The following is a 5788-nucleotide window of genomic DNA, read 5'->3' as shown; positions in this document are numbered from 1 at the left end:
GTGTCCGCACTCGGCGCCCACCTCGCCCGGCGGCGCCCCGCCGACGCCCCCAAGGCGCTGGACCCGGCGCTGTCGGCCGCCATCCTCGGCCAGGTGCGCAACTGGCTTTCCGCCCATGACAGCGCCGGCGACCGCCTCTACGCCAGCGAGCTCGCACCGTTGCTGCCGCCGGAGACAGCCGCCGCGGTGGAGACGGTGGAGCGCCTGCTCGAATACCTCGGCGAAGCGGGCCGCTTGCCGCCGGCACTCGCCCGGCGGCTTGGCCAGTTGCAGATCCCGCTGCTGCGCCTGGTGGTGGACGACAGCGCCGCCATCGGCGACCCGGCGCACCCTGCCCGCCAGCTGCTGGACAACCTGGTCCGCATCGGTGCAGGCGCGGGCGAGACGCTGCCGGCCGAGGCGGAGCAGACCCTGGATGCGGCGCTGGCCGCCCTCTGCGCCCAGCCGGCCCCCACCGCGGAGGACTTCGCCCGTGCAGACGCCCGGCTGGAACCGATACTCGCCAGCCGTGCCGCCATCGAACAGCAGCTCACCGACGCCGCCACGCCCGCCGGCCAGCGCCTGGACCGCCGCGCCCATGCCTTGTCCACTGCCGCCCGCGCGCTCGCCCGCCTGTGTGACGACCACACTCCGCCAGCGGTGCGCCGCTTCCTCGCCGGCGAATGGACACAACTGGTCGCCCGCGTGCTCTACAACCACGGCGACAAACATCCGCTGTGGCGGGAGCTGCTGGATGTCGCCAACCGCCTGGGGCAGAGCGGCCGACCGCTGGACAGCCCGCAGGCACGCCAGCGGCTGCAGGCCAATCTGCCGGAGCTGATCAAGGCGGTACACAAGGGCCTCGCCCTGCTCGGGCTGGACGAGGCCGCCCGCGACCGCGCGCTGGAAGACTGCATGGCGATGCACGCCGCCCGCCTGGGCGGCAAGCCCTTGCCCGAGTTGCCGCCGCAGGCCGCCGCCGGCGCCCCCATCCTGACCCGGGTCAGCGAGACACCGGCGCTGAGCTATCTGCACTTCCCGCCCTCCGCGCCGCCGCGCACCGACATCCGCGGCGCCAACGACTGGCTGCGCCGCGGCGAACTGCTGGCGCTGCAACTGCCGGACGGCAGCCCGCTGCTGGGCCGCGCCACCTGGATAGGCCCGGCGCGCCAGGTGCTGCTGCTGGTGGACCAGGGCCGCCAGCGCACGGTGGCCGCTGACCTGGAGGCGGTCACCGCCGGCCTGCGCAACGGCACGGCGCACCGCATCGACGAGAGCGGCCTGATCCGCCGCGCCGCCAGCGAGTTGCTGGCGCAGGGTTGAGGGTGGGGTGTCCGGATGGCTGGCGGGCTTGGCCTTGTCCGCTCGCAAGGGACGGACAAGCGCTCACAGCGCCGGTGAAGGGAAAGGGTGTCGGGCTGCCACCGCGCTGCATACGAAGCCGATCTGAACCACGCCGGGCCAAAGAAGCCCTCTCATCGGCACCAACGCAAACGGGGCGCGCCTCCCGCCTGGGAGACACGCCCCGTTTCGTTTTCCGGCGCTGACGCGCCGGGCGTGCTCAGCGCTTGAGCTGGCTGAGGTCGCGCACCGCGCCGGTGTCGGCGGAGGTGGTCAGCGCCGCATAGGCCTGCAGCGCGGCGGACACCACGCGCTCCCGCGAGGCAGGCCGCCAGGCCTTGGCGCCGCGGGCCTCCATCGCCGCGCGGCGGCTGGCCAGTTCCTCGTCGGAGATGGCCAGGCGGATGCTGCGGTTGGGGATGTCGATCTCGATGGCGTCGCCATTCTCGATCAGCGCGATGGCGCCACCCATGGCCGCCTCCGGCGAGGCGTGGCCGATGGACAGGCCGGAGGTGCCGCCGGAGAAGCGGCCGTCGGTGAGCAGCGCGCACTGCTTGCCCAGGCCGCGGCTCTTCAGGTAGGACGTGGGGTAGAGCATCTCCTGCATGCCGGGGCCGCCCTTGGGGCCTTCGTAGCGGATGACGACCACGTCGCCGGCCTGCACTTCCTCGCCGAGGATGCCTTCCACCGCATCGTCCTGGCTTTCGTAGACGCGGGCCTTGCCGGTGAACTTCCAGATGGACTCATCCACGCCGGCGGTCTTCACGATGCAGCCCTTCTCGGCGATGTTGCCGTAGAGCACGGCGAGGCCGCCATCCTGGCTGAAGGCGTTGGCCTTGTTGCGGATCACGCCCTTGGCGCGGTCCATGTCCAGTTCCTTCCAGCGCTTGTTCTGGCTGAAGGCGACCTGGGTGGGGACGCCGCCGGGCGCGGCGAGGAAGAGGTCGAACACCGCCTTGTCATGGGCCTGCATGATGTCCCAGCGCGACAGGGCTTCGCCCAGGGTCTTGCTGTGCACCGTGGGCACGTCGCGGTGCAACAGGCCGGCGCGGTCCAGCTCGCCGAGGATGCTCATGATGCCGCCGGCGCGGTGCACATCCTCGATGTGCACATCCGCCACCGCCGGCGCCACCTTGCACAGGCAGGGCACCTGGCGGGAGATGCGGTCGATGTCTTCCATCTTGAAGTCCACCCCGGCTTCCTGGGCGGCGGCCAGCAGGTGCAGCACGGTGTTGGTGGAGCCGCCCATGGCGACGTCCAGGCTGATGGCGTTCTCGAAGGCTTCGAAGGTGGCGATGGAACGCGGCAGCACCGAGGCATCGTCCTGCTCGTAGTAGCGGCGGGCGATGTCGACCACCCGGCGGCCGGCCTCGCGGAACAGCTTCTCGCGGTCGGCGTGGGTGGCGACGATGGTGCCGTTGCCCGGCAGCGACAGGCCCAGCGCTTCGGTGAGGCAGTTCATGGAGTTGGCGGTGAACATGCCGGAACAGGAGCCGCAGGTGGGGCAGGCGGAGCGCTCGATGGCGTCCACTTCCTCGTCCGAGCAGTTCTTGTCGGCGGCCTTGACCATGGCGTCCACCAGGTCCAGCGAGATGACCTTGGCCTCCCACTTGACCTTGCCGGCTTCCATCGGACCGCCGGAGACGAACACGGTGGGGATGTTGAGGCGCATGGCGGCCATCAGCATGCCCGGGGTGATCTTGTCGCAGTTGGAGATGCACACCAGCGCGTCGGCGCAGTGGGCGTTCACCATGTATTCCACGCTGTCGGCGATGAGATCGCGCGAGGGCAGGGAATACAGCATGCCGCCGTGGCCCATGGCGATGCCGTCATCCACCGCGATGGTGTTGAACTCCTTGGCGACGCCGCCGGCGGCTTCGATCTCGCGCGCTACCAGCTGGCCCAGGTCCTTGAGGTGGACGTGGCCGGGCACGAACTGGGTGAAGCTGTTGGCGATGGCGATGATGGGCTTTTCGAAGTCGCCGTCCTTCATCCCGGTGGCGCGCCACAGCGCACGGGCGCCCGCCATGTTGCGGCCGGCGGTCGAGGTACGGGAACGGTATTGAGGCATGGGGTGCTCCGGGAAGCTGCGGGTCGAACCGGAGATTCTAACCCCGCCGGCCGGCAGCGCACATGACTGGTGCCACGGCGGGCCGCAGCCGACCCATGTCGGGGCATGCCACGGCCGTGCGGCATGGCGGCATGGCGGCAGTTCAGCCGAGGTAGGCCGCCAGATCCACCTCGTCGATCTGCTCCGGCGCGAGGAAGCGCTCGGCGTAGCGGAGATAGACGCCGGAGCGCAGGAAGAGGTCGAAGACGTCGGCGTCGATGTGCTGCCGGCGCTTGAAGCCATCCAGGATGTGGATGGCCTCCGACAGCGTCTTGGCTTTCTTGTAGGGCCGGTCGGGCGCGGTGAGGGCCTCGAAGATGTCGGCGACGGCCATGATGCGCGCCGGCACCGACAGCTGGCCGGCCTCCAGCCGGCGCGGGTAGCCGGTGCCGACCAGGGTCTCGTGGTGGGTGGCGGCGTACTCCGGCACCCGCTTCAGGTGCGCAGGCAGCGGCAGCCGGTCCAGCATCACGACAGTCTGGATGATGTGCTCGTTGATCTTGAAACGCTCTTCCTCGGTCAGCGTGCCGCGGCTGACGGCGAGGTTGTGCAGTTCGCCGAAGTCGTACAGATGCTCAGGCACGGCGATGCGGAAGCCGAAGCGGGGATCCAGCGGTTCGCCCCCGGTGCGCGGCACCACATGTTCCGGCTTGTCGGCGAGCAGGCGCTCCACCGCCGGCAGCTCGGCCGCCGGCAGATCCGCCAGCCGGCGCAGTTCACCGTGGGACAGGCCGAGGCGATCGTCGAAATGGCGCAGCCAGGTCTGGCCGCCAATGCGGCGCAGGCGCTGCACGTCTTCGTCGGCGATGGACTCGCCGCCGATGTTGCAGGCGGCGACGAAAGCGAAATCCGCCTGCAGTTGCTGTATGCGGCCGGCGAAGGTGGCGGCGGCCTGCGCCGGCTCCATGCCGTTGCGCTCGGCATGCAGGCGCTCGATCTCGGCATCCCGCAGCAGCACTTCGAAGCGGGTGCGGATCTCGTGGATGCGGTTGTAGATGGTCTCCAGCTTGGTGGCCTTGTCCATCACGAACTCCGGCGTGGTCACCTTGCCGCAGTCGTGCAGCCAGGCGCCAACGCGGAATTCCCGCCATTCGTCCTCGGTCTCGAAGCGGAAGTCCGCGAGCGGGCCGTGGTCGGCCTTGCAGGCTTCCTCGGCCAGCATCATCGCCAGTTCCGGCACGCGGGCGCAGTGGCCGCCGGTGTAGGCGCTCTTGGCGTCGATGGCGCTGGCGATGATCTGGATCAGCGAGTCCATCAACACCTGCTGCGCGTTCAGCAGCTGCTGGTTGTCCAGCGCCACAGCCGACTGCGAGGCCAGGGCCTCGATGTACTGCACCGTTTCCGGACCGAAGGGGACGGTGGCGCCGCTGTCCGGGTCCACCGCGTCGATGAACTGCAGCACGCCGATGACTTCACCACTGGAGGCGGTCATGGGCACGGTGAGCAGGGAAGCGCCGGCGCCGGCCGGCACATCCGCATCGAAGCGGGGATCGGCGGTGACATCGGCCACCGTCACCGTGCAGCGCTCCAGCGCCGCCAGCACCAGCGGATCGCGCAGCCGGGGCGCGCCGCTCGCGTCGCGCAGCGCGATCCGCGCGCCCTCCTCCACGCCGTCGCCGGCGGCCGCGCCGTGGCTGTCCAGGGCCAGGCGCAGCCCATCCTGCCCATTGGCGAGGTAGAGCCGCGCAACACGAGCGTTGCACAGCTGCCTGCCGCCTTCCAGCACATGGCGCAGCAAGGTTTCACGGTCGCGCTCGGAGGACAGCAGCAGGCCGTTTTCCACCAGGCCCTGCAGCTTGGCGAGCGCCTCGTTGAGCGCGCGGGTGCGCTGCAGCAGCGAGACCTTCATCGTCTGATGCGCTTCGCCCAGGGTGTCGATCTCGTAGAACATGGAGCGCACGGTGACGCGGCCGGAGAAGTCCAGCCGCTTCACCCGCTCCGAGTCCGCCGCCAGCAGGCCCAGCGCGCGAGAGGCCTGGCGCGAGGCGAAGAACGAGGCCGGCAGCGCCAGCGCGAGCACCAGCGCCGAAATCAGCATGATGTCGTCGCGGGTGCGCACGATCGGGCCGGAGAAGGCGCTGATCGGAGCGAAAGCCGCCACCAGGAAGGACTTGCCGGGGGTGAGCGCTACCTCGCGCAGCGCATAGGCGTAGCGCTCGCCCTGGAGGTCGACGAGGCGGCTGCCCTTGCCTCCCCCTCCTCCATCCGCCACGCCGCCGGCGCTCAACGGCTGCAGCAGCGGAGTGAGGGCCTCGCCCAGCGGTTGCAGCGGCGCCGGCGCCGGCGCCGCCAGACCGGCGCGGGCATGGAAGGCGAGCACCCGGCGCTGGCTGTCGATGACCGCCGCACCGCCCTCCG

Annotated in this window: 3 protein-coding genes; 1 reads left to right on the top strand and 2 read right to left on the bottom strand. The window is 70.6% G+C overall.

What is annotated here, in order from left to right; all coding sequences use genetic code 11:
- On the top strand, positions 1-1302 hold a 1302-nt coding region (locus GRF61_RS23060; RefSeq protein ID WP_169152962.1), incomplete at its 5' end, for a DUF1631 family protein.
- A 238-nt stretch (positions 1303-1540) separates the two neighbouring features.
- On the opposite strand, the gene ilvD is transcribed toward GRF61_RS23060, so the two are convergent.
- Positions 1541-3391: a dihydroxy-acid dehydratase gene (gene ilvD, locus GRF61_RS23055; protein WP_169152961.1), complete on the bottom strand. Its 1851-nt coding sequence runs from the start codon at positions 3389-3391 to the stop codon at positions 1541-1543.
- Positions 3392-3533: 142 nt separating this feature from the next.
- A partial coding sequence (locus GRF61_RS23050) for an HD family phosphohydrolase (RefSeq protein ID WP_211166158.1) occupies positions 3534-5788 on the bottom strand: 2255 nt, incomplete at its 5' end.

The organism is Azoarcus sp. TTM-91 (genome assembly GCF_012911025.1).
Classification (GTDB): Bacteria; Pseudomonadota; Gammaproteobacteria; order Burkholderiales; family Rhodocyclaceae; genus Azoarcus.
The sequence above is the reverse complement of the archived record's forward strand: the minus strand, read 5'-3'. Positions and strand labels throughout refer to the sequence as shown.

Bases quoted from the DNA above. Each gene is read 5' to 3' on its own strand.
- ilvD (WP_169152961.1), bottom strand. From the start codon at position 3,391: ATGCCTCAATACCGTTCCCGTACCTCGACCGCCGGCCGCAACATGGCG.